The organism is Streptomyces sp. NPDC025651 (assembly GCF_055558735.1).
The window spans coordinates 16,044-36,047 of the sequence record NZ_JBVHLZ010000002.1 but is presented as its reverse complement, the minus strand read 5'-3'; the positions used below and the strand labels follow the sequence as shown (position 1 = coordinate 36,047).

Annotated in this window: 17 protein-coding genes; 8 read left to right on the top strand and 9 right to left on the bottom strand. The window is 71.5% G+C overall.

All coding sequences use genetic code 11. The features are described from left to right. Positions 1–16: 16 nt before the first annotated feature. Complete coding sequence (locus ACZ4D5_RS08175) at positions 17–1,039, top strand: multicopper oxidase domain-containing protein (RefSeq protein ID WP_467772245.1); 1,023 nt, start codon at positions 17–19, stop codon at positions 1,037–1,039. Here the strand turns inward: ACZ4D5_RS08175 and ACZ4D5_RS08170 are convergent. Further along, positions 1,036–2,517: a HEAT repeat domain-containing protein gene (locus tag ACZ4D5_RS08170; RefSeq protein ID WP_467771536.1), complete on the bottom strand. Its 1,482-nt coding sequence runs from the start codon at positions 2,515–2,517 to the stop codon at positions 1,036–1,038. The genes ACZ4D5_RS08175 and ACZ4D5_RS08170 overlap by 4 nt on opposite strands. A 102-nt stretch (positions 2,518–2,619) precedes the next feature. Here ACZ4D5_RS08170 and ACZ4D5_RS08165 point away from each other — a divergent pair, with 102 nt between their 5' ends. Continuing rightward, complete coding sequence (locus ACZ4D5_RS08165; RefSeq protein WP_467771535.1) at positions 2,620–3,648, top strand: LacI family DNA-binding transcriptional regulator; 1,029 nt, start codon at positions 2,620–2,622, stop codon at positions 3,646–3,648. A 105-nt stretch (positions 3,649–3,753) separates the two neighbouring features. Here ACZ4D5_RS08165 and ACZ4D5_RS08160 read toward each other — a convergent pair whose 3' ends face one another. Further along, complete coding sequence (locus ACZ4D5_RS08160; RefSeq protein WP_467771534.1) at positions 3,754–4,989, bottom strand: glycoside hydrolase family 64 protein; 1,236 nt, start codon at positions 4,987–4,989, stop codon at positions 3,754–3,756. A gap of 227 nt (positions 4,990–5,216) precedes the next feature. Here ACZ4D5_RS08160 and ACZ4D5_RS08155 point away from each other — a divergent pair, with 227 nt between their 5' ends. Both ACZ4D5_RS08155 and ACZ4D5_RS08150 read left to right on the top strand, forming a co-directional pair. After that, the gene (locus ACZ4D5_RS08155) at positions 5,217–6,020 is read left to right on the top strand and encodes a VOC family protein (protein ID WP_467771533.1); all 804 of its coding nucleotides are present in this window, start codon (positions 5,217–5,219) and stop codon (positions 6,018–6,020) included. 554 nt (positions 6,021–6,574) lie between these two features. After that, positions 6,575–6,823, top strand: coding sequence for a WhiB family transcriptional regulator (locus ACZ4D5_RS08150; protein ID WP_362326353.1), 249 nt, complete (start codon positions 6,575–6,577; stop codon positions 6,821–6,823). Between the two features lie 73 nt (positions 6,824–6,896). On the opposite strand, the gene ACZ4D5_RS08145 is transcribed toward ACZ4D5_RS08150, so the two are convergent. Continuing rightward, positions 6,897–9,374, bottom strand: a complete 2,478-nt coding sequence (locus tag ACZ4D5_RS08145; protein ID WP_467771532.1) for a hypothetical protein — start codon at positions 9,372–9,374, stop codon at positions 6,897–6,899. A gap of 62 nt (positions 9,375–9,436) precedes the next feature. After that, entirely contained in the window at positions 9,437–9,895 is a 459-nt protein-coding gene (locus ACZ4D5_RS08140; RefSeq protein ID WP_398299328.1) for an Lrp/AsnC family transcriptional regulator, read from the bottom strand. A gap of 167 nt (positions 9,896–10,062) precedes the next feature. Between ACZ4D5_RS08140 and ACZ4D5_RS08135 the strand changes: the two genes are divergently transcribed. Beyond that, the gene (locus tag ACZ4D5_RS08135) at positions 10,063–10,707 is read left to right on the top strand and encodes an AzlC family ABC transporter permease (protein WP_467772244.1); all 645 of its coding nucleotides are present in this window, start codon (positions 10,063–10,065) and stop codon (positions 10,705–10,707) included. Then, on the top strand, positions 10,700–11,029 hold the full coding sequence (locus ACZ4D5_RS08130) for a branched-chain amino acid transporter permease (RefSeq protein ID WP_467771531.1): 330 nt from the start codon (positions 10,700–10,702) through the stop codon (positions 11,027–11,029). The genes ACZ4D5_RS08135 and ACZ4D5_RS08130 overlap by 8 nt, the downstream gene beginning before the upstream one ends. Positions 11,030–11,175: 146 nt before the next feature. Here ACZ4D5_RS08130 and ACZ4D5_RS08125 read toward each other — a convergent pair whose 3' ends face one another. The 4 genes from ACZ4D5_RS08125 to ACZ4D5_RS08110 all read right to left on the bottom strand — a co-directional run bounded on the left by ACZ4D5_RS08125 (position 11,176) and on the right by ACZ4D5_RS08110 (position 17,118). Continuing rightward, positions 11,176–12,147: an acyl-ACP desaturase gene (locus ACZ4D5_RS08125; protein WP_467771530.1), complete on the bottom strand. Its 972-nt coding sequence runs from the start codon at positions 12,145–12,147 to the stop codon at positions 11,176–11,178. A gap of 175 nt (positions 12,148–12,322) precedes the next feature. Then, on the bottom strand, positions 12,323–13,099 hold the full coding sequence (gene ddaH, locus ACZ4D5_RS08120) for a dimethylargininase (protein WP_467771529.1): 777 nt from the start codon (positions 13,097–13,099) through the stop codon (positions 12,323–12,325). Positions 13,100–13,160: 61 nt separating this feature from the next. After that, entirely contained in the window at positions 13,161–15,464 is a 2,304-nt protein-coding gene (locus tag ACZ4D5_RS08115; protein ID WP_467771528.1) for an ATP-binding cassette domain-containing protein, read from the bottom strand. Positions 15,465–15,474: 10 nt separating this feature from the next. Continuing rightward, positions 15,475–17,118, bottom strand: coding sequence for an ABC-F family ATP-binding cassette domain-containing protein (locus ACZ4D5_RS08110; protein ID WP_467771527.1), 1,644 nt, complete (start codon positions 17,116–17,118; stop codon positions 15,475–15,477). A gap of 306 nt (positions 17,119–17,424) precedes the next feature. Here ACZ4D5_RS08110 and ACZ4D5_RS08105 point away from each other — a divergent pair, with 306 nt between their 5' ends. Next, on the top strand, positions 17,425–18,105 hold the full coding sequence (locus ACZ4D5_RS08105; RefSeq protein ID WP_467771526.1) for a GOLPH3/VPS74 family protein: 681 nt from the start codon (positions 17,425–17,427) through the stop codon (positions 18,103–18,105). A gap of 154 nt (positions 18,106–18,259) precedes the next feature. On the opposite strand, the gene ssgD is transcribed toward ACZ4D5_RS08105, so the two are convergent. Continuing rightward, positions 18,260–18,676, bottom strand: a complete 417-nt coding sequence (ssgD, locus tag ACZ4D5_RS08100) for a spore wall synthesis regulator SsgD (protein ID WP_467771525.1) — start codon at positions 18,674–18,676, stop codon at positions 18,260–18,262. 240 nt (positions 18,677–18,916) lie between these two features. Here ssgD and ACZ4D5_RS08095 point away from each other — a divergent pair, with 240 nt between their 5' ends. Continuing rightward, positions 18,917–19,999 (top strand): WD40/YVTN/BNR-like repeat-containing protein, encoded by a 1,083-nt coding sequence (locus tag ACZ4D5_RS08095; RefSeq protein ID WP_467771524.1) that lies wholly within the window; start codon positions 18,917–18,919, stop codon positions 19,997–19,999. Positions 20,000–20,004: the final 5 nt, after the last annotated feature.

Sequence of the window (20,004 nt, the reverse complement as noted above, 5' to 3'; positions counted from 1 at the left end):
CCCGGACGGTTCCGGCATGGACAGGCGGAGCTTCAACCGGAGGATGCTCGCGGGCGGCGCGGCGGCGGCAGCCGGGGTGACATCGTTGTCGCTCGCGAACGCGCCCGACGCGCGCACGGCCGAGGCGCCGCCGAAGACGGCCCCCGCGGGCGGCGAGGTCAAGCGCATCAAGATGTACGCGGAGAAGCTCCCGGACGGGCAGATGGGCTACGGCCTGGAGAAGGGCAAGGCCTCCATACCGGGCCCGCTCATCGAGTTGAACGAGGGCGACACCCTGCACATCGAGTTCGAGAACACGATGGACGTGGACGCCAGCCTGCACGTCCACGGCATGGACTACGAGATCTCCAGCGACGGCACCCGGCACACGAGGAGCCACGTCGAGCCGGGCGGCAAGCGCACCTACACCTGGCGTACGCACGCCCCGGGGCGCCGCAAGGACGGCACGTGGCGGCCCGGCACCGCGGGCTACTGGCACTACCACGACCACGTGGTCGGCACGGACCACGGCACCGGCGGCGTACGCAAGGGCCTCTACGGCGCGCTGATCGTGCGGCGCAAGGGCGACCTGCTGCCGGACAAGACCTTCACCGTCGTCTTCAACGACATGACGATCAACAACAAGGCGGGTCACGACAGCCCCACCTTCGAGGCCACTGTGGGCGATCGGGTCGAGTTCGTGTCGATCACGCACGGCGAGTATTACCACACGTTCCATGTGCACGGTCACCGCTGGGCGGACAACCGCACGGGCATGCTGACGGGCCCCGACGACCCGAGCCAGATCCTCGACGACAAGATCACGGGCCCGGGAGACTCCTTCGGCTTCCAGGTCGTCGCGGGCGAGGGCGTGGGCGCGGGCGCCTGGATGTACCACTGCCATGTCCAGAGCCACTCGGACATGGGAATGGCGGGACTCTTCCTGGTCAGGAAGCCGGACGGGACGATCCCGGACTACGAGCCGCACCACGCGGGGGCCGCGAAGGGCGCGCGGAAGTCGGGGGAGAAGTCGCAGACGTCCGGGCACGACCACCACTAGCCTCCGGCGCGCAGCCTCTCCAGGAGTGCGGCGAGGGCCCTGGCGCGACCCTCCGGGCCGAGGCCGTCGTCCTCCGAGACCTCACAGCGGTCGACCCAGTCGGACGCCTCCAGCTGCTCCAGGTCTCGGACGAGGCTCGCGCGCACGTCGTCGGGGATCCGGGAGTCCAGGTCCGCCGCCGTCTCGACGAGACCCGACACGAAGTCCCAGTGCACGTCCGGGGATCGGAACTCCTGGAGGAGCCGGTCGTACGGGACGGCCTCGCCGCGCCCGAGCGCGTCGCTGAAGACGAACGCGCGCACTTCGGGGACCGGTGAGTCGGCGCCGCGCTTCAGGGCGTCGGCGGCGGCGCGGGCGTTGCGCGCGTCGCCGCAGTCGAGTTCGGCCAGCGACCCGGCGGCGCTCACGCGGACCAGGCGGTCGGCATCGTGCTCCAGCAGCTCGACGAGACCGTCCACGGCCGCTCGCTCCGCCGGGGACCCCTCGGCCATCGGATAGAGGGCCTCGGCGGCGGCCTTGCGCACCAGGGCGTCCGGGTGGCGCAGTCCGTCGAGGAGGAGCTGGTACGGCGGTTCGTCCAGAGGGTGCTGGAGGTGGAGCCAGTCGTGGCAGCGGATCACCTCGCTCAGGACGAGCGCGTCCGGGCCGTCCGCGACCAGGCGGTCCAAGGTCTCCCGGACGCGGCCGTACCTGAACACGCCGTTGAACAGCAGCAGGTGGGAGAGCGTCTGGGCGCCCAGCACGACCCGGCCGGGGTCCTCGTCGGCGCACAGCGCCAGCGCCTCGTCGACCATCACGCCGACGCGGGCGCGCTCCGTCCAGGACTCCTCCTCGGGCGCCTCGGTGAGGTCGGCCAGGGCGTCGGTGCGCTCCCTGCCCCGCGGAGGCAGGGGCAGCACCTCGGTGAGGGCGGTGCGCATCCCGGAGCGCACCCGCTCGGCCTCGTCCGCGGGCAGCGGTTCGTTCCGGCGCACGACGAGTGACGCCAGCATCACCGCGAGGTCGAACGCCAGGTCGCGCGCGAAGTCGCCCGGCCGCCCGAGTCCGGCGATGCCCTCGGCGGTCCAGCCCTTGTCGCGCAGATACGTCAGGCGCTCCCGCATGTCGTCGCGGAGGTCCTCGCCGATGTCCTCGAGGGCCGGGGGCCCGCCGAGCTCCGCCACGAAGGCGGTCCAGGCCCGCAGGAAGCCTTCGGGGTCGCCGAGGTGCCCGGCGACGAGCCCTTCGGCGCGCGAGCGGATCCCCGGTTCGCGGCGCAGGGCCACCGCGAACCCGTCCACCACGGTCTCGTCGAAGGCGTCCGTCCAGGGCTCGCGCGCCACGGCCCGCGCCAGCTCGCGCAGCGCCCACTCCAACCGGGCCGACTCCGCGGCCGTGGTCGCCGTCTCGGCGCGGACCGCCACGTCCGGGTCCCGCAGCGCCGCGGCCAGCCGCTCGTGCAGTTCGGCCCGCTTGCGCTCTCTGCGCCTCCTGAACATGACGGGCAGCGTATGCGCAGGGCGGAAACGCCCTCGCCGGACCCCCGGCGCGGCCGGTACGGAAGGATGCCTCCAGACACCGTCAGGGAGGAGTGAGCGAAGGTGACCGAGGAACCGCGTCCCACCCTGGAGGCCGTGGCCGCACGTGCCGGGGTCTCCAGGGCCACCGTCTCCCGCGTCGTCAACGGCGACCCCGGCGTGCGGGAGGCGCTCGCGGAGAAGGTGAGACACGCGGTCGACGAACTCGGCTACGTCCCCAACCGCGCCGCGCGCAGCCTGGTGACCCGGCGCCACGACGCGGTCGCCGTGGTGATCGCGGAACCGGAGACGAGGGTCTTCGCCGACCCGTTCTTCGCGCTGCAACTGCGGGGCATCAGCAAGGAGTTGACCGCGCAGGACGTGCAGCTCGTACTGCTGCTCACCGAGGGGCGGGACGACCACGAGCGGGTCGGCCGCTATCTCGCGGGCGGTCACGTCGACGGCGCGCTCGTCTTCTCGCTGCACCTCGACGACCCGCTGCCCGGCATCATCCGGCGCGCCGGGGTGCCCACCGTGTTCGGCGGGCGCCCGGGCTGGCCGGAGGAGGAGTCCGGCCCGGGCGCGCCGTACGTCGACTGCGACAACCGCGGCGGGGCCCGCGAGGCGGTACGCCATCTGGTCGGCCTCGGCCGCGAGCGCGTCGCGCACATCACGGGCCCCCTCGACCAGACGTCCGCGGTGGACCGGCTCGACGGCTTCCGTGACGTGCTGGGCGACGTGGATCCGCGGCTGGTCGCCGAGGGCGACTTCACCCCGGCGGGCGGCGAGCGTGCGATGCGGGAACTCCTGGACCGCGTACCGGAGTTGGACGCCGTCTTCGCCGCCAACGACCTGTCCGCGTCCGGTGCGCTCCGCGTGCTGCGCGAGCGGGGCAGGAGGGTGCCGGACGACGTGGCGGTGGTCGGCTTCGACGACATGCTGCCGGTGGCGGAGGGGACCGAGCCGCCGTTGACGACGGTCCGTCAGGACATCGAGGAGATGGGCCGGTTGATGGCCCACATGATCCTGCGCGGCAGAGGCGAGGAGGGCGCCGGGGCCGGTCCCGCGCAGGTGGTCCTGCCGACGGCCCTGGTGCGCAGGGCGTCGGCATAACGGGTCTGGTCCGGCCGTGCCCCGGCTTCGTGGCCGGGGCACGCCTCCGCGGCCGGGGCACGGCTTCGGCCGCGGAGGCGGTGAGGCGGTCAGGCGGTGAGGCGGTCAGGAACCCACGCTCACCGTGAACCGCCGCGGATTCCCGTCGTGCGCGGCTCCCGACACGTCCGGCTGTCCGTCGGGGCGCACGTCGTCGTACGGAAACGCGTACCCGATCGGGGAGTTGGCGTGCACCACGCGTGACCAGTGGTTGGTCACCGCGTCCCGGTAGTAGTCGGCCGAGGTCGCGCCGTTCGGCTGCTCGGGGTGGGTGAGCATGATGCTGCGGTTGAAGCCGGCGGCGAGCCTGGCGAGGAGGCCCTTCTTGTCGTCCGGGTCGTTCGGGTTGTTGGCGAAGGGCCCGTGGTTGCAGGTGAAGATGTCCTTCGAGGTGGGCTTGGCGAAGGAGTGGCCGCCGTTGAACGTGAGGACGTCGCCGCTCACACGCCCGGTGAACACGCCGCGGCCGCCCTGGAGATCGATCCTGAGGTCCGTCGAGCGGTACTTGTCCCACACCTGGTCGATGTAGCCGTTCCACACGTCGCGGAACGGCATCTGGTCGGGCCTGTCGAAGTACGGCGCCATGAGGTTCTGCGGCGAGATGACCCGCAGGACGCCGCCGTCGCCCCGGATGACCAGGTCGTCCCACGGCTGCCCGTCCTCGGCCGCCTGCGCGGCGAGGTCCGAGGCGATCTTGTCGACGGCGCCCTCGGGCAGCGGGGCGACGGTGTGCGTGGCGTCGCCCTCCAGGGTCAGGCCGATGGGCAGGGCGGTGACGAGGTCGACGTAGCTGATGTTGGCGTAGAGCTGCTGCGGGTTGAAGGTGAACTCGCAGAACGACCAGGTGCGGCCGTAGTTGGGGTCCTCGCGGGTCGCGAAGGCGGGCTCGACCAGGGAAGGGCCGGGGTTGAGGAAGAAGTCGAGTTTGTCGTCGCGCACGAAGTAGACGCGGGCGCCGTACATCTGGGGCAGGGTCAGCACCTTGGGGGCGGATCCCGCCGCGCCGAGCGGGATGGCGCAGTCGACGGGCAGCGGGGTCTGCGGCGCCGAGGGCGACTCGGGTCGGTAGACGCCGCCGTCGGGCTTGAGCAGCACCCAGCGGTCGGTGCCCTGCTCGTGCCCGGTGACGTAGGCGCGCACCTGGCCGGGGAGCGACTTGTTCGCGAGGGCCAGCTCGCAGGTGGCGGGCGCGGCCCTGCCGCCCGCCCGGGCACGGGGGCTGAGAGCGCTCCCCCAGACGGGATGGGTGAGGGCGCCCGCGGCGCCGGCCGCGGTGGTCAGGAACGTTCGTCGCGATATCACGGAAGGTCTCCTGCACGGTGGGGTGTGGGGGGAGGTGGGGGGTGGTGCACCACTGTCGCGGCGGGCGAATGTGGCGTCAAGACTTATGGCTGAGAGCGCTCTCAGAAATGTTGTCCGTTCATGAAATGGCGGCGTGGGAGGAGGGTTTCCCGCCGCGGCGGGCGGATTGTCAGTGGCGGGTGCCAGACTCGTGAGGACGGAAGAGAGATGCGACAAAGGAGTCGATCATGCTCAATACCCGTTTTGCCACGGGCGCTCCGGTCTGGGTGGACATGTGCGCCCCCGACCTCGGAGACGTCCGCGGCTTCTACCAAGAGCTGTTCGGCTGGGAGCTCCAGCAGGGTGGCGAGGAGTTCGGCGGCTACAGCCAGTATCAGCTCGGCGGCAGGACCACGGCGGGCGCGATGGCCGTCCCCGCGGAGGACGCCCCGCCGAGCTGGACGGTCTACTTCCGCACCCCGGACGTCGACGCCACGGTGAAGGCGGCCGAGCAGGCCGGCGGCGGCACCCTGTTCGAGGCGGTGGACATCCAGGACCTCGGCCGCATGGCGGGCCTCACCGACTCCGCCGGGATCCCGTTCTCCGTCTGGCAGCAGGGCCGGCTCAAGGGCCTTGATGTGGTGAACGAACCGGGCTCGCTGGTCTGGACCGAGCTCTACACCCCGGACGTCCAGCAGGCCCTCGCGTTCTACGGCTCCGTGTTCGGCTGGGGCACCTCGGAGACCGCCTTCCCCGGCGGCAGCTACACCATGGTGCATCCGGCGGACGGCACCGAGGACGACATGTTCGGCGGCGTCGTGCCGCTGGCCGGCGACCCCTCGGAGGCGGGCGCGGGGGCGTACTGGCTCCCGTACTTCCAGGTAGAGGACTGCGACGAGGCGGTGGCCAAGGCGCGCCGCGGCGGAGGCACGGTGCGGATGGAGCCCATCTCGATGGCGGGCGTGGGCCGCTTCGCCAAGCTCGCGGACCCGTCGGGCGCGCGCTTCGCGGTACTCCAGCCGTCGCCTCCCGGCGAGCCGATGGAGGCGTAGGCTGCGTGCCGGGTGCCGGAACGCCCGGACCAGCCGGATGTCGGACCGCCGATGGACCGGACCGCCGGATGCCGGTCCAGCTGGATGCCGGACGGCTGGGCCAGCCGGACGGCCGGGCCAGCCGGACGGCCGGGCCAGCCGGACCGCCGGATGCCGGACCAGCTGGATGCCGGACCGCCGGGCCAGCCGGACGGCCGGACCAGCTGGATGCCGGACGGCCGGGCCAGCCGGATCAGCCGGATGCCGGACCGCCGGACCAGCCGGACGGCCGGACCAGCCGGATGCCAGATCGCCGGGCCAGTCGGACGCCGGGCCAGCCGGAAGCCGGACAGCCGGTGGTCGGACGACGGACGGTGGCTGGTGGTCGGACGGTTGGTTGCCCGGTCTGGCGTAGGGGGCCGGACGGTTTGTGCCAGGCCGGTGTTTGGGCGTGTTGCCCGAGGGGCAGTCTCAGCGGGGCCTCGCCGCGGGCGGACCGGTCGCGAAACACCGGCCGGGCGGTTGTTGATCGTTCGTTGATCGCTTGTTTCGCGCGGTGGTGCAGCATCGGCGGCATGCAGATCGAGATGACAGCCGAGCCCGAACTCGCCTGGCAGGAGCAGGCCCTGTGCGCCCAGACCGGAGCTGATTTCTTCTTCCCCGAGCCGGGGAGTTCGGTGCGCGAGGCGAAGAGCATCTGTCAGATGTGTGAGATGCGCCCGGCCTGCCTGGAGTACGCACTCGCCAACGACGAGCGGTTCGGCGTCTGGGGCGGCCTCTCCGAGAAGGAGCGGTACGCCCTCAGACGCGAACCGCGCGCCTGAGCGCGCGGTTCCCCGCGCCCCGAAGAGGGGCGCGGGGAACCGCGGCGGACTTCCTCAGGCCCGCTCGACCCCCTCAGGCGTACGTCACCGTGAACTGCCGCGTCCCCGCGGGGACATGGACGTCGTCGCCGGAGACCGGCAGCTCGCGCCCGTCCGCCGACACGGACCGCACCTGCCCGAACCGGCAGGGGTAGACGTACCGCACCCGCTCCGGGGCCTCGGTGACCTCCACCGTCACGGTCCGGTCGCCCGCGTCATGGGTGAGCCGGTAGCCGAAGGGGGCACCGAACAGCGTCGGCGCGGACTCCACGGCCACCGTGTCCCCGTCCGGCACCCAGTGCGGACGCACGCCCGGCGCGATGTAGACATGCGGGTCACGGTCCTCGTCCGCCTCGAAGAGCAGGATGTCGCGGAGCAGGAGCAGATACTCGGCGGCCGCCCAGCCGTGCGGGATGTCGCCCATGTACCAGTGGCGGGACGGCACTTCGCGGAAGTCCGACGCGATGCTGAAGGCGTGCTGCTCGTTCCACGCGCCGAGCGCCACCGCCCGCTCCTGCGTCCGCGGGAAGGACGCCCCGACGATCCAGCCGAGGAGCGCGTCCATCCGCACCGGATCGCCCGCGAGCAGATACGCGTGCGCCAACTGCGTGGTCAGATAAGGGCCGTAGGCGTTCCAGGCGGCCTTGTGCCGGTAGCCGCCGGACACGAAGTGGGCGTACATGGTGTCCAGCGTGAAGCGCGCCGCCCGGTCGATGTCCGTGCCCAGTTTGCTGCCCATGTGCAGCCGCAGCGGATGGAAGAACGCCGCCGCGCCGATCATCGTCGAGTCGAGCCGCCCGACGTCGGCGGGCCCGGTCGGGATGTACGTCTCCCAGGCGCCGCGCCCGCGCTGCTCCTCCAGGACCCAGCGGATCGAGGCCCCAGTGGCGCGCTTCACGTCGTCGAAGGCGGCCCACAGTTCGGGCACGTCCGGCGAGCCGATGCGCTCCGCGAGCCGCGCCGCCTCGTACAGACCGGCGAGCGCCCACAGGTCGTCCCAGTAGTGCGGCTTGTCGCGCTCGCCCAGGTGCTCGGCGCTCCAGCCGCTGTGCAGCAGGCCGTACTGGTCGCGGTTGTCGCGCAGCCACCGGGCGCCGTCGATCACGTACGGGGTGTAGAGCTTCGCGCCGAACGCGGCGGAGCGCCCCTTCGTGCGGTCGAAGCGGCCGATCGCCCACAGCGCCTGGCCGTTGCTGTCCCACTCCCGGTCGTCCCGCTCGTGCGGGCCGCCGTAGAAGCCGTACTCGGCGCACGGCCCGATCCGGCCGGTGCCGCGGTTGAACTTCAGCGGGTAGTGCGTGCCCAACTGGTGCTCGGCGAGCGCCTGGTCGCCCACCAGCGAGCAGGCCGTGGCCTCCACCGAGGAGTCGCGGATCCAGAACGAGTCGTACACCGTCGGGCCCGGATGGATCTCGCCGTGGTCGGAGAGGATGAGCAGCTGCGAGCGGGACTCGCGGAACAGGTCCGTCAAGTGCGCGACGGGACGCGGAAGTTCCGGCTGCAGGCCCTGGTCGACCAGCTTGGCCGTCCAGAACCGCCGGTTGGCGTCCTCCAGTTCGCCCACCGGGGTCGCCCTGATCTCGGTCAGGTCGGCGGCCCCGCTGTACAGATCGACGGGCAGCCGCACGTCCACCTCGAACACGTCGTCGTCGACGACCGTGAAGGGCCATGCGAACACCGCGCTGCACAACCCCGCCACCTGGTCCTGCGCCTGGCGCGCGCCGTTCAGCTTGCCGCCCACGGCCAGGTCGTGGAACGGGCTGTGCGTCAGGTAGGTGTTCGGGTCGTGGCTGAAGTCGGGGTTGCCGTACACGCCGTAGTGCTCGGGCGGGGTCTCGGCGTCGAACACCGGGCCCCAGCCGCTGTTCGTCTCCACCCGGTTCTCCTCCGGCAGATGCCGCAGGAACGTCAGCCTCCGGTCGGTGATCTGCCGGCCGTTGCGGTCGTGCCGCTGGAAGCCGCTCGGCCCCGCCGGCATCACCGCCGCGCACAGCCAGCCCTCGCGCGGCCGCCCGGTCGTGGTGCCCACCGTCACCCGGGTCACCACCAGGTCCCGCTGCCGCGCGCCGATCGCCGTGGCGAAGGTGCGCTGCACGAACTCGACGCCGTCCGGCGCGCGGAAGTCGGTGAGGACCACCGGCAGGTGCGGGGCCTCCATGCGCTGTCCGACCGCGCCGCCGTCGGTGAGCTGCGGCAGGTGGAGCGCGCCCGTCGCCGGGTCGTAGAGGAAGAACGACAGGCAGTACTTGTCGTAGACCGGCTCGATCTCGCCGGCCTGGCCGATCAGGGACTCCTGGCGGTGGTCCTTCACGCCCACCATGTGCCAGTAGCGGTACAGGGCGTTGGAGGCCAGGGCGGCCTCCTTCGATTCGTACGTCCCGGAGTCGAAGTCGTCGCTCCAGCGCCGGAAGGCCTGCTGCGCCCACCAGGGCACGGGATAGGGCACCTGTGCCCGCCCGGCCCAGCCGCGCCACATGACCTCGTAGAACATCCACTCATGGGTCTGCACCATGGGTTCCACCCCCGCTGCCCACCGTTGCACCGCGCGAGGCGTTCGTAAATCGGGTGTCTCGGTCAGGGTCCCGGCTTGACCGTCTTCATCGTCAGGTGCGAGTCGACGCGCAGGACACAGGGGAGGCCGGTGAGCTTGCCGGTGAGAAAGGCCTCGTAGGCGGCGTGGTCGGCGACCGCGACGCGGATGAAGTAGTCGGGGCGGCCGAACATGCGCCGTACCTCTATGACTTCCTCGTAGGAGGCCACGACCTCCTCGAACTCGAGGTACGTGTCGCGGTCGTTGGCGCTGACCTCGACGTCGATGAGGACTTCGAGACCGCGCCCGAGCGCGGCGGTGTCGATGACGGCGTGGTAGCCGGCGATGACGCCCGCCTCTTCCAGGCGTTTGACCCGGCGCAGGCAGGGAGGCGCGGTCAGGCCGACGCGTTTGGCCAGCTCGACGTTGGTGAGACGGCCGTCCTGGCGCAGGTGAAACAAAATTTCGTGGTCCAGGGCATCAAGGCGGATTTCATTGCTCACCGGGTCATCATAGAGCCACTATCGGCAATCAAATTAGGCGTGGATCTTCATAAAATGTCGGCATGCGTACAGCACCACCCGTTGTCGGCGATCCCCCTGTGTCCACCCCCGTCCCACCTGCACGTTCCCTGTCAGGAGTGCGGACCGCGCTCGGCGACACCGCCTCCGTGGGGCTCGCGTTCCTGCCGCTCGGTCTCGCCTTCGGGGCCCTGGTCACCCAGTCCGGGCTCGACTGGTGGTGGGCCGGTTTGTCCGCCGCGCTCGTCTATGCGGGCTCGTTCGAATTCCTGCTGATCGGCATGGTCGCCGCAGTCGCCCCGCTGGCCTCGATCGCCGCGACCGCCTTCATGGTGAACGTCCGGCATGTGTTCTACGCGCTGTCCTATCCGCTGCACCGCGTCGAAGGGCGGGTCGGCAAGGCGTACGGCACCTTCGCGCTCAGCGACGAGGCGTTCGCCCTGACCTCGGGGGAGCAGGCCCGCTCCTGGCCGGGGCGGCGCATCCTCGGACTGCAGCTCCTCCTGCATCTCTACTGGGTGGTCGGCTCGATCGCGGGTGCGCTGCTCGGCTCGCTCATCCCGGAGAGCGTCACGGGCCTGGACTTCGCGCTGACCGCCCTGTTCACGGTGCTCGCCGTCGACGCCGTGCGGGACCTGCGCGGTGATCTGCCCACACCCGTACTCGCCCTGCTCAGCGCCCTGTTCGCCCGGCTGGTCTTTCCCGGCGAGCTGCTCCTGGCCGCCTTCGCCCTGTTCACCCTCGGGCTCCTGGCCCGCCACCTGGCCACCCGGAGGACGCCGAGCCATGCATGACGCGGGATACGCCATAGCCGCGGTCCTCGTCACCGCCGCCGTCACCTGGGCCCTGCGCGCCCTGCCCTTCGCCGCCCTCGCCCCGCTGCGCGAGAGCGGCACCGTCCAGTACCTCGCCGCCCGCATGCCCGCCGGGGTCATGGTGATCCTCGTCATCTACTGCCTGCGCGACCTCCCCTTCGCGGGGGCGTCCGCCCTGGCCCCGGTGACGGCCCTCGCCGTCACCGTCGGCCTCCATCTCTGGCGCCGCAACGCGCTGTTGAGCATCCTCGGCGGCACCGCCGTCCACGTGGCCCTGGCCAGCACCGTCTTCACTCACTGAGGCCACTGAGGCCACTGAGGCGGGGGGTGCCGCCCGGGAAAACCGATGCGACACAGGCATGCGACCCTGGCCACGATCCAGGGGCCACATCGCGGGCGGCGCCCGCCGCACCCTTGGGCAAACGGCTCCGTCGGGAGCGGCGCGGATCAGCCGCGCCGCGCCGCCATCCGGGCCTTGCGCGCCGCCAGCCTCTCGTCGAACTTCGACGCCTCCGAGTCGAGCCCGCCCATGAAGAAGCCGAGCTCCTCCTGGGCCTTCTGACCCTCGGGGCCGAGCCCGTCGATCTCCATGACCTTCAGGAAGCGCAGCACGGGCTGCAGCACGTCGTCGTGGTGGATCCGCAGGTTGTAGACCTCGCCGATGGCCATCTGCGCGGCGGCCCGCTCGAAGCCCGGCATGCCGTGCCCCGGCATGCGGAAGTTGACGACCACGTCCCGCACGGACTGCATCGTCAGGTCGGGGGCGAGCTCGAAGGCGGCCTTGAGGAGGTTGCGGTAGAAGACCATGTGGAGGTTCTCGTCGGTCGCGATGCGCGCCAGCATGCGGTCGCAGACCGGGTCGCCCGACTGATGGCCGGTGTTGCGGTGCGAGATGCGGGTCGCGAGCTCCTGGAAGGCGACGTACGCGACCGAGTGCAGCATCGAGTGGCGGTTGTCCGACTCGAAGCCCTCGCTCATGTGCGCCATCCGGAACCGCTCCAGCTCGTCCGGGTCGACGGCCCGCGAGGCGAGGAGGTAGTCGCGCATCACGATGCCGTGCCGCCCCTCCTCCGCCGTCCAGCGGTGCACCCAGGTGCCCCAGGCGCCGTCGCGGCCGAAGAGGCTGGCGATCTCGTGGTGGTAGCTCGGGAGGTTGTCCTCGGTCAGGAGGTTGACGACCAGGGCGATGCGCCCGATGTCGGTGACCGGCGACTGGCCCTTCTCCCAGGCCTCGCCGTCCTCGAACTGGCCGGGGAAGTTGCGGGCGTCGGAGAACGGCACGTACTCGTGCGGCATCCAGTCCTTGGCGACCTTGAGGTGGCGGTTCAGCTCACGCTCGACCACTTCCTCCAGCGCGTAGAGCAGCCGGGCGTCGGTCCAGCTGTCCGTGCTGCCGAGGTGGGGAGAGGTGATCGTCACGAGGGCTCCAGAGGGGGACGGGGCAGAGGGCAACAGAGGTGCGTACCGGCGGTGCGAGCGGTGCACCACCTACCTACGGTGTCGTAGGTTACGTTGCCGTAGGTTAAGCCCTCCGTAAAGAGGCCGGAAATCCGGGGGGTACCCCTTTCCCGGGCGGCCAAGGCCTCGTCGCTGGTCAGGCGTACAGTCCCCGGAGTCGGACTGAGAGGCACGTCACACACCCTTCGAGCTTCTCGAACTCGCCGATGTCCACCGGAACCGGTTCGAATCCGAGATCGCCGAAGAGCTCCGCGCTCTTCGGCGCGCTCGCGGCGATCAGCAGCTTCGCGCCGCCGAGCAGCACCACGTGCGCACCGGCCTCCTCGGGTACGGGGAGGAAGCGGGGGAAGAGCGAAGGGCTGTCGACCAGCGGCTCGTACCCGATGACCGTGCCGTCGGGCAGCGCCGTCACCGCGGACTTCAGATGCAGGACCTTGGCCATGGGTACGGTGACGACCCGCGCCCCCAGGGGCTCGAAGGCGGCCCGCAGCTGCCGCACTCCCTCGGCGTTGGTCCTGCCGCCGCGTCCCACGTAGATCGTGTCGCCGACCTTGAGCACGTCGCCCCCGTCGAGCGTGCCGGGTTCGCGCACCCGGTTGACCGAGCAGCCGAGGTGGACGACGGCCTCCTCGACGCCGGGCGTCTCGCCCCGCCGGGACGCCGCGCCCGGCCGGGCGATCAGCGCGACGTTGCGGAAGACGACCACCGCGTCCTCCACGAACACCGAGTCCGGGCAGTCGTCCGCGGGCGCCACCTCGAAGGTCTCCCAGCCGTGCGCGCCGAGCACCCCGACGTACGTCTCCCACTGCCGCACCGCCAGTCCCACGTCGACCGGTGTGCGTTCCAGGTGGGTGACCAGGCCCTCGGCGACACGCGGGCTCGGGCGGCGGATCAGGGCCTTCTTGCTGGGCACGGTCGGCTCTCCTCACGCGGGCGGGGCGCCGCCGCCCGAGCCGGGCGGGGCGTGCCGCACATCATGCGGCCCGCGACCGCTCCCCGCCCAGAGCGCCTCGCAGATGCTCCGCCGTGAACGACCCCTGCGCCTCGACGAGTTGCGCGGGCGTCCCCTCGAACACGATCCGCCCGCCGTGCTTGCCGCCGTCGGGGCCGAGGTCGATCACCCAGTCCGCGTGCTTGACGACGTCGAGGTTGTGCTCGACGACGAGCACCGTGTTCCCCGCGTCGACGAGCCGGTCGAGCATCGCGAGCAGCCCGTCGACGTCCGCCATGTGCAGTCCGGTGGTCGGCTCGTCCAGGACGTACGTCGTGCCGGTGCGGTGCAACTGCGTGGCCAGTTTGATGCGTTGGCGCTCGCCTCCGGAGAGGGTGCTGAGCGGCTGCCCGAGCGTGAGGTAGGTCAGCCCCACGTCCCGCAGCGCCTGCAGCCGGCGCCGGATGGAGGTGTCGTCGAATCGCCCGAAGAACTCCAGGGCCTGATCGGCCGTCATCTCCAGTACGTCCACCACGGAGTTGCCGTCGACCGTGAGCCGCAGCACCTCCTCCTTGAAGCGGCGCCCCTCGCACGCCTCGCACGTCGTGGTCACCGGGTCCATGAACGCGAGGTCGCTGTAGATGATCCCACGGCCCTGGCAACTCTCGCACGCGCCGTGCGAGTTGAAGCTGAACAGACTTGCCTTCGCGCCCGTCTCCCGCGCGAACAGCTTGCGCACCGTGTCCATGATCCCGAGGTACGTCGCCGGGGTGGAGCGGCCCGAGATGCCGATGGACGACTGGTCGACGACCACGGCGTCCGGGTGCGCCTCGGTGAACGCCTTCGACACCAGCGTGCTCTTGCCGGAGCCCGCGACACCCGTGACCGCGGTGAGCACCCCGGTCGGCACCCGTACGCTCACGTTCTTGAGGTTGTGCAGATCGGCGCCCTTGACCCAGCGCCCGCCGACCGGCTCGCGCGGGTGCTCCTTGATGCCCGTGGCGCGGCGCAGATGGCGGCCGGTGAGGGTGTCCGCACGCCGCAGCTCCTGCGGCGTGCCCTCGAAGACGACCAGGCCGCCGTCCGTGCCGGCCGCGGGGCCCATGTCGACGACGTGGTCGGCGACCGCGATCACGTCCGGGTCGTGCTCGACGACCAGAACGGTGTTGCCCTTGTCGCGCAGCCGCAGGAGGAGATCGTTCAGGCGGCCCACGTCGCGCGGGTGCAGTCCGACGCTCGGCTCGTCGAAGATGTACGTCATGCCGGTGAGGCTGGAGCCGAGGTGGCGCACCATCTTCAGGCGCTGCCCCTCGCCGCCGGAGAGCGTGGACGTCTCGCGGTCCAGGCTCAGATAGCCGAGGCCGATCGCCTCGATCCGCTCCAGGGCCGTCACGGCGGCGCGCGCGATGGGACCCGCCACCGCGCCGTCGACGCGTTCCAACTCCCTGATGAGGTCGGTGACTTCCATCCGGGTGCAGTCGGCGATGCCCAGGCCGTTGATGCGGGTGGCGAGCGCCGCCGGGTTGAGTCGGGCCCCGTGACAGGACGGGCAGGAGCCCTCGTCCAGGAAGCCCTGCACCAGGTCGCGGGTCTTCTGGGAGAGCGCCGACAGGTCGCGGTTGAGGTAGAGCCGCTCGAAGCGGTCGGCGAGGCCTTCGTAGTCGATGTCCCGGACGCCGCCGGTGTTGTCGACGTTGACCTTCTTGCTGTCACGGCCGCCGCGCAGCAGGAACTCCCGCTCGGCGGCCGTGAATTCACCCACCGGCTTGTGCGTGTCCAGGTCGGTGGTGTTGGTGTACGTCTGGCCCTGCCAGGTCCCCACGGCGAACGGCGGAAAGAGGATCGCGCCGTCCGCCAGGGACTTGGCGGGGTCGATGATGCGGTCGTAGTCGGGCCGCACGGTGCGCCCGAGGCCGTCGCACTCGGGGCACATGCCCGACGGGTCGTTGAACGAGTACGCCGTCGCCGGGCCCGCGCTCGGCGTCCCGTGCCGCGAGAACAGCACCCTGATCACGGAGTAGATGTCCGTCATCGTGCCCACGGTGGAGCGGGAGTGGCCGCCGATCGGCTTCTGGTCGACGACGATCGCGGGGGCGAGGTCCTCGATGGCGTCCGCGTGCGGCCGCTCGTACTTCGGCAGCCGGTTGCGGACGAACCACGTGAACGTCTCGTTCAGCTGGCGCTGCGACTCGACCGCGATCGTGTCGAAGACGACCGACGACTTGCCGGACCCGGACACCCCGGTGAAGACCGTGAGACGGCCCTTCGGGATGCGCAGGTCCACTTCCTTGAGGTTGTTCTCGCGGGCTCCGGCGATGGTGATGAAGGCGTGCGTGTCGTGGTGCATACACGCGAAGCTAGTGGGAATACCCGACAGCCTCTGTCTTCTTTTCCTGGGTGATCTCCTGCATCTCCCCGTCCAGGAGCAGCCATCGCGTGATGCCGATGGACTCCAGGAACGGCAGGTCGTGACTGGCCACGATCAGCGCCCCCTCGTACGACTCCAGGGCCGTCGAGAGCTGCTTCACGCTCGCCATGTCGAGGTTGTTGGTCGGCTCGTCCAGCATGAGCAGCTGCGGCGCCGGCTCCGCGAGGAGCAGCGCCGCGAGCGCCGCGCGGAACCGCTCGCCGCCCGACAGGGTCCCGGCCTTCTGGTCGGCCCTGGCCCCCTTGAACAGGAAGCGGGCCAGGCGTGCCCTGATCCGGTTCCTGGTGGCCTCGGGAGCGTAGGCCGCCACGTTCTCGGCGACGGTCAGCTCGTCGTCGAGCACGTCGAGCCGCTGCGGCAGGAAGCGCGTCGGGACGTGCGTCCGTGCCTCGCCCGCGACCGGTTCCAGCTCGCCGGCGACGGTGCGCAAGAGCGTGGTCTTGCCCGCGCCGTTGCGCCCGATCAGCGCGATCCGCTCGGGGCCGCGCAACTCGAACTCGCCCTTCACCCGGGCCCCGTAGCACAGTTCGAGGCCGCTGAGGGTGAGCACCGTGCGCCCGGGGTGCACCAGGGTGTGCGGCAGGTCGACGCGGATCTCGTCGTCGTCCCTGACCGCCTCCACGGCGTCGTCCAGGCGCTCCTTGGCCTCGGCCAGCTTCTCCTGGTGCATGATGCGGTGCTTGCCCGCCGACTCCTGCGCGGCCCGCTTGCGCGCGCCCGCGAGGATCTTCGGCAGACTTCCGCTGTCCTGGATCTTCTGGCCGTAGCGCTTGCGACGGGCCAACTTGACCTGGGCGTCGGCCAGGTCGCGCTTCTGCTTGCGCAGGTCGGACTCGGCGACGCGCACCATGCGCTCCGCCGCCTCCTGCTCGGTGGCGAGGATCTCCTCGTACGCGCTGAAGTTGCCGCCGTACCAGCGGACCTCACCCTCGCGCAGCTCGGCGATCTGGTCGACCAGGTCCAGGAGTTCACGGTCGTGGCTGACCACGACCAGGACCCCGGACCACGCCTCGACGGCCTCGTACAGGCGCCGGCGGGCGTACAGGTCGAGGTTGTTGGTCGGCTCGTCGAGCAGCAGGACGTCGGGACGGCGAAGGAGCAGCGCGGCCAGGCGCAGCAGCACCGACTCGCCGCCCGACACCTCGCCCGTGGTGCGGTCGAGGCCGATGTGGCCGAGCCCGAGCTGGTCGAGGGTGGCGCGCGCCCGCTCCTCGACGTCCCAGTCGTCGCCGACCGCGGTGAAGTGCTCCTCGCGCGCGTCGCCCGCCTCGATGGCGTGCAGGGCGGCGCGCGTGGCGGCGATCCCGAGGACGTCGTCGACGCGCAGACCGGTGTCGAGGGTGACGTTCTGCGGCAGGTAGCCGACCTCGCCGGTGACCTTGACGGTGCCTTCGGCCGGCGTGAGTTCACCGGCGATCAGCTTCAACAGGGTTGACTTCCCCGAGCCGTTGACGCCGATGAGCCCGGTCTTGCCGGGTCCGAAGGCCATCTGCAGACCGTCGAGGACGTCGGTGCCGTCGGCCCAGGCGAAGGAGAGCGACGTACAGGTGATGGAGGTGGGGAAAGTAGACATACAGGCCTCGCGGTTGCGTGGTGTGAAGCGTGGTCGGGGGCAACGCGTTCGAGACACCGCGGCGGGGGTGAGGCCCAGAAAAGGGAAAAGGCCTGTGCCGGGGGACGGGACGGCTCATGTGCCGAGGTCACACGCGACGTACACGGCAGCGAAGGCTGCGTGACGCGGTGTCTCATGACCTCAGACGAGCAACGTCCTTCTCCTATCGACGGCAACAGAACCGTTGTACACCGTAGGAAGGTCCCCGGCGTGTGTCAACGTTTTATCGAACGACCCCGGCAGCACAGGCCCGGAAGAGGAGGCGCCGTGCACTTCGGAACACTGTCCCTGCCCGCGAAGCTCTTTCTCCTGGCATGGCACCCGGACAAGGGCAGGTTCACCGGCGGTCCCGACCTGCATCTCGCGGTCCGGGCCGGTGCCCTCGCCGAACTCGCCCAGCGCGGTCTGCTCGTCGAGTCGGACGGGATCGTCACCCCGGTCGTCGGCGCGCGCACCGGGGACACGGCGCTCGACGCCCTCGTCGAACTCATCGAGCAGTCACGGCCGCGCAAGTGGTACGGCTGGATGACCCACCGCTCGGGCTCCACCCTGAAAGCGGTGCGGGACCAGCTGGCCGCCCACGGCTATCTCCGGGAGGAGCGCAGGCGGGTCCTGGGGCTCTTTCCCCACCGCAGCTGGGAACTGGAGCGCACGGGGTACGCCGAGGCGCTGCACGCGGAGGCGCTCGCCGTGCTGCGCGGCCCGCAGCCGGTCGAGGAGGTCGACGAGCGTGACGCGGCGCTCGTCGTGTGTGCGGCCACCGGCAAGCTGAGCCCCGTCGTCACCGGCAAGGACCGCAGGCAGTACAAGGACCGGCTCGCCGAGCTGACCGACCGCGGCGCGGGTGCCTCGCCGGAGCTGCGGGCGCTGATGCGCAACCTCCGCAAGGCACTGGCCTCGGCGGTCGCGTCGGCGGAGATGGCGCGGTCCGGCAGCGGAGGGGGCTGACAGGGCGGGCGGGGCGAGGAGGCAAGGGGGCGGGGCGAAGGCGGGGCAGGGCGGGGCAGCGGGGGACAGGCGCGCGGCAGGGCGAGGGAGGAGCCCTGTCTCAGCAGTGTCCAGCCGTCTGGTGTCCCGCCGTCTCAGCAGGAGTCCCGGAGTCTCAGCACGCGTCCCGCATCAGCTCGGCCAGGTCCTCGTCCAGGTCGACGTGGCGGTACTCCTGGCCGACCGGCACCAGCGTCGTCGTGCGGTGCAGGAAGCGGCGCAGGTCCCCGGTCCGGATGTGGACGATCGCGGTCCCCTCGGGCGCGTGGAACTCCAGGACGGTGCGGTCGAAACCGTACGGCCGCACGCGTACGTCGCCGTCGCCCACCGCGCGCTCGACGCCGTGCGTGAGCAGCTCGCGGGCGAAGGTCCAGTACACCTCGATGCCCTCCAGGGTCGCGGGCGCGGGGAAGCTCATGCGGACGGCGAAGGGATCCCGCCGGTCGTAGTGGAGCGTCGCGGGAATGGTCGGCATCCGCGGCGCGGCGGCGACGAGGCGGGCCTCTACGGCTTGCTCGATGACGGTGGACAACGCCTGCTCCCTCACTGACTGCTGGACGACTGGGGTCGGCACCTGACTAGACGACGGAATGACGAGATCCGTGCACACGGAGAGCGGGTGAGACCGAGTGACCTCTGTCACCGCGACACCGTGGAGGCCCCCGCGGTTCCCGGGGCCTGCCTCAGGGGGGACGCCTTCTGGCCATCTGGACGAGGCCCGGCGGGTCGGCTAGCTTCGCCCGCCATGAGGGGCATGGGGAAGTCGAAGTCGATGAGGCGCACGGTACTGGCCGGACTGTGCGGGGCGGCGCTCGCCGGGACCGTTCTCGCGGCGCAGGGAACCGCTCTGGCGGACGGGTCGGGAGGCACCCCGGACGGGGGTCCGCGCTGGCAGCTCAAGGACACGGGCACGGAGGCCCGCTTCCGGGGACTCGCCGCGGTGAGCCACCGCACGGCCTGGGCGGCCGGTTCCGGCGGAACCGTGCTGCGTACCTCCGACGGCGGCAAGACCTGGCGCGATGTCTCCCCGCCGGGCGCGTCCGATCTCGAACTCCGGGACGTGGAGGCCTTCGACGGCCGCCGCGCGGTGGTGCTCGCCATCGGCGACGGCGAGGCCTCGCGGGTGCTGCGCACCGAGGACGGCGGCGCCACCTGGACGGAGTCCTTCCGCAACACCGACGCCAAGGCGTTCTACGACTGCATGACCTTCTTCGACCGGCGCCACGGCCTGGCGATGAGCGACCCGGTCGACGGCAGGTACCGCATCCTGTCCACCGCCGACGGCGGCCGCTCCTGGAAGGTCCTGCCGAACGCCGGCATGCCCGCCGCGCAGGAGGGCGAGTCCGCCTTCGCGGCGAGCGGCCAGTGCCTGGTGAGCTCGGGGCCGCGCGACGTGTGGCTGGCCACCGGCGGGGCGGCACGCGCGCGTGTCCTGCACTCCGCGGACCGGGGCCTGACCTGGACGGCCACCGACGCGCCGATCCCCGCGGGCGACCCTGCCCGCGGCGTCTTCGGGCTCGCCTTCCGCGACCGTACGCACGGCATCGCGGTCGGCGGCGACTACCGCGCGGGCCAGGCGTCGCCGAAGGCCGGGGCGGTCACCCGTGACGGCGGCCGCACCTGGGACCCGGCGGGCCGGCCGCCGCCCGCCTACCGGTCGGGCGTGGCCTGGTTCCCGTACAGCCGCACCACGGCGCTCGCGGTCGGCCCGACGGGCACGGACCTCACGCGGGACGGCGGGCGGACCTGGCGCACGGTCGACACGGGCTCGTACGACACCGTGGACTGCGCCGCCGACCGGAGCTGCTGGGCCTCCGGGGAGAAGGGGCGGATCGCCCGCCTGGAGCGCGGATAGCGTCC